Origin of the sequence: Corynebacterium gottingense (assembly GCF_003693265.1) — a bacterium.
GTDB lineage: Bacteria > Actinomycetota > Actinomycetes > Mycobacteriales > Mycobacteriaceae > Corynebacterium > Corynebacterium gottingense.
In genome coordinates, this window is sequence record NZ_RDRE01000080.1 from 1 (window position 1) to 2,666 (window position 2,666).

Here is a 2,666-nt window from a genome sequence, read left to right on the forward strand (position 1 = left end):
GCCACGATCATCGCCTGCTGGCCCGCAACCGGCTCCAGCGCAGACTCGGCTGCCTGCTGCACCCGGTGGTCCAGGCTGATGTGCACGGCGGGCGCAGGCGCGGCGTCTTCGCGCTCCAGCTCCTCGTAGGCCGCCCCGTTCTCGTTCACCACGCTCACGTTCCAACCCGCGTCGCCCTCAAGGTCGTCGCGGACCAGCTGGCCGACCCGCGCCATGATGTCCGGGGCGAACGCGGGGTCGGCGTTGACCATCGACGCCTCTTCGTTCAGCCGCACCCCAGGGATGCCGTTGAGCTCGTGCTCCACGACCCCCTTCGCGGCCTGGGGGATCATGGCGGCGGAGTAGACGCCACCTGCGCCTTCGAGTTCGTTGGTGAGCTCGCCGGCGTCGCGAAGCGGCACCGCGCGATCCGCCTCGTGGCCCGCGGCGAGGGCCTGAGAGATCTTGAACGCGGTGTCGGGCACGGAGCCGATCGCGTCCTTGTCCACCAAAAGGCGGTAGGCAACGCCGGGGCGCAGGAGCTCGACGCCGTCGGCAGACACGACGCTCGCCTCCTTCGGCGTGATCGAGCGCAGCTCCAGGTGCTGGTTGGCGCCAAGGCGCGGGTGAAGGACGCTCGGCTGCCAACGCACCTGCCAGTTCTCACCCGACTGCGTGAGCGTCATCTGGCCGTCGTAGTTGAGCTCGCGGCCGCGGGGCAGCTTCCAGTTCATGGAGTAGTTGGCCGTGGCGAGGTTTTCTGTCTGGCTCACGCTGGTTATCCGGGCGTCGAGCGCCTCGGCCTGGAGGCCGTCCCAATTCTCGTTGATGGAGGTGGCGGCGGTCGAGGGGTCGTCGACAAGCGCATCGAGCTCCCCCACCTCGCGGGACGCGATCGCTTCGAGCATCTCCTGCGCCACGGGTTGCGCATCGTTGGGGCGCGGGGTGCATGCGGCGAGCGCGGTGGTAAGTACAGCCGCGCCCGTGAGCAGGGCGAGGAGTCGTTGCATGGGATAAAAATAGCAGCGCCGGGCACTCGCCCGACGCTGCCACGCTCACAGCAAGCTTCGGTCTAGTTAGTGACCTTGACCTCGGCGCCGCCGTCGCCCTTCTCCATGCCCTCTTCCTCCGCGATTCGGTTCGCGTGGCGGATCAGGGTCTCCACGATGTCGGCCTCGGGGACGGTCTCCACGACCTCGCCCTTGACAAAGATCTGGCCCTTGCCGTTGCCGGAGGCGACGCCCAGGTCGGCGTCGCGAGCCTCACCCGGACCGTTGACAACGCACCCCATCACGGCGACGCGCAGCGGGTACTCCAGGTTCTCCAGACCCGCGGTGACCTCCTCGGCAAGCTTGTACACGTCCACCTGCGCGCGGCCGCACGACGGGCAGGACACGATCTCCAGCTTACGGGGGCGCAGGTTGAGCGACTGCAGGATCTGGTCGCCCACCTTGATCTCCTCCACCGGGTCGGCGGAGAGGGACACACGAATGGTGTCGCCGATGCCCTGCGAGAGCAGCGCGCCGAACGCGACGGAGGACTTGATGGTGCCCATGAACTTCGGGCCTGCCTCGGTCACGCCGAGGTGCAGCGGGTAATCGGTCTTCTCCGCCAGCTGACGGTACGCCTCTACCATCAGCACCGGGTCGGAGTGCTTGACAGAGATGGCGATGTCGCCGAAGCCGTACTCCTCGAACAGGCCGGCCTCGTAAATCGCCGACTCGACGAGCGCCTCCGGGGTGGCCTTGCCGTACTTCTCCAGCAGGCGCTTGTCCAGCGAACCGCCGTTGACACCGATGCGGATCGGAATCCCGGCCTCGCCCGCCGCCTTCGCCACCTCCTTCACACGGCCGTCGAACTCCTTGATGTTGCCCGGGTTCACGCGGACCGCAGCGCAACCGGCATCAATGGCGGCGAAAATGTACTTGGGCTGGAAGTGGATGTCCGCGATCACCGGGATCGGGGACTTCGCCGCAATGGCCGGCAGCGCGTCCGCGTCCACCGTCTTCGGGCACGCCACGCGGACGATGTCACAACCGGTGGTGGTCAGCTGCGCGATCTGCTGCAGCGTCGCGTTAATGTCGTGCGTCTTCGTCGTGGTCATGGACTGCACCGAGATCGGGTGCTCGGAGCCCACGCCCACGTTCCCCACCATCAGCTGGCGGGTCTTGCGTCGCTCCGCCAGGGTCGGTGGCGGGCCTTCAGGAATACCTAATCCGATGGGGAGATTCATAGTGCCCAACTCTAGCACCGCACGCAAGCTCAGCCAGCGAGGCGGATCGGGTTCACCACGTCCGCGGCCATGACGAAGAGCCCCACCACAAGCAGCGCCGCAGCCATGGCGTACGTCACTGGCATCAGCTTCTCGTAGTCCGCCGGACCGCCGGGTCCGAGCCCGCGCAGCCTGCGGACGAGGTCGCGCACCTTTTCATACAGCACCACCGCGATGTGCCCGCCGTCCAGCGGAGGCAGCGGCACGAGGTTAAACAGGGCGAGGAAGAAGTTCATGCTGGCCAACATCATCCAGAACATGGACCACAGGTCCTGCTGGACCAGCTCACCGCCAGCGCGGGAGGCGCCGATCACGCTGACTGGGCCGTTGACGTCGCGCTCCGCGCCGAAGATGGATGCCACGACGCCCGGGATCTTGCTCGGGAACGCGAGAATGCCATCGACGGTTGCGTGCA

The 2,666-nt window shown here is 67.1% G+C and carries 3 protein-coding genes; all 3 read right to left on the reverse strand.

What is annotated here, in order from left to right; all coding sequences use genetic code 11:
- On the reverse strand, nt 1-989 hold a 989-nt coding region (locus EAW56_RS11635), incomplete at its 3' end, for an NTF2-like N-terminal transpeptidase domain-containing protein (protein WP_279629705.1).
- Nucleotides 990-1,051: 62 nt separating this feature from the next.
- Nucleotides 1,052-2,212 carry a flavodoxin-dependent (E)-4-hydroxy-3-methylbut-2-enyl-diphosphate synthase gene (gene ispG / locus EAW56_RS11640; RefSeq protein ID WP_095277430.1) on the reverse strand — a complete coding sequence of 387 codons (1,161 nt, stop codon included), beginning with the start codon at nt 2,210-2,212 and terminating at the stop codon, nt 1,052-1,054.
- A 29-nt stretch (nt 2,213-2,241) separates the two neighbouring features.
- Nucleotides 2,242-2,666 (reverse strand): site-2 protease family protein (locus EAW56_RS11645; protein WP_208636518.1); only part of this gene is annotated, 425 nt, incomplete at its 5' end.

Coding starts and splice junctions, on each gene's coding strand:
- ispG (WP_095277430.1), bottom strand. CDS start 2,212: ATGAATCTCCCCATCGGATTAGGTATTCCTGAAGGCCCGCCACCGACC.